This is a genomic window from Noviherbaspirillum sp. ST9 (assembly GCF_048799745.1).
Classification (GTDB): domain Bacteria; phylum Pseudomonadota; class Gammaproteobacteria; order Burkholderiales; family Burkholderiaceae_D; genus Noviherbaspirillum.
In genome coordinates this window covers 1-905 of sequence record NZ_JBLWFR010000042.1, presented here as the reverse complement: position 1 = coordinate 905, position 905 = coordinate 1, and the positions used below count along the sequence as shown (strand labels likewise).

Genomic DNA, 905 nt, shown 5'->3' with positions numbered 1-905 from the left:
TCTGTCGATTACTAAATGAACTAACTACTTATTTTGATAATAGCCATATAGTGGTTGGTTTTATTATCGCCTGGACACTCTTTCTTTTAATTTATTGATCGTCTCGTTCATTTCCGGTGCTATCTTCAGCATATAAATAACTCCCGTATAAATTAAGGTTATAACACCTGAGCGGATAATAATATCTGGCACTAAAGGCAAAGCTGGCATGTAGTAGATAAGAGCCAGAACAGTTAACCCTATCAAGACAATATAAAGGTTGCGCCAGTCAAAAGGCTGCATCTCGAATTTCTTCCAGATGAATAGATATCTGTATAGGTTAAAAAGAAGTGTACTAAGCACGCTTGCTGCTGCAGCTCCTGTTATTCCCCAAACGGGAATAAAAATATAATTTGCGACAATTGTTACGACAATCAGCCCCAGAAAAAAGAAAGTATCGTATTTGTAATACTTCGAAGTAGCCAATATTACTCCATTCATGCCGGTTGCCATTTCTATCAAGCCACTCAGGCTCACAAACAAGATCACGTATTTACCTTCTGCGTATTCGGGAGGAACCATTTTTAGTATATTGTGAATATTTGCCCAGATCCCGATGAAAAGTAATAAACCTATGAGCAACTGATTTGAACAACTCTTCTTATAAATGGATGAGATTCCCGCTAAATCGCCCGACTTCCATTTCTCTGCGATAATAACGCCGCCAATCCTGTACATAATCCTGGAGGGCATTGCTACCACCGTACCAAAAAAGGCGGTTATCCCATAAATCCCCGTCAGCGAGGTGCCAATCATATCGTTAATCATGATACGGTCTATATATTGGATAATCATAGTTGTCAAACCCGTTATCACGGCAAAGAGGCTAACACTGCTCAACATACGCACTATTGGCGGAGTAAGGA

1 protein-coding gene is annotated in these 905 nt (G+C 39.7%); it reads right to left on the bottom strand.

Annotated features, from left to right (window positions below):
* Positions 1 to 63: 63 nt before the first annotated feature.
* Positions 64 to 905, bottom strand: an 842-nt coding sequence (locus ACNOHI_RS24620; RefSeq protein ID WP_420477364.1) for a polysaccharide biosynthesis C-terminal domain-containing protein, incomplete at its 5' end; no start/stop codon positions are given.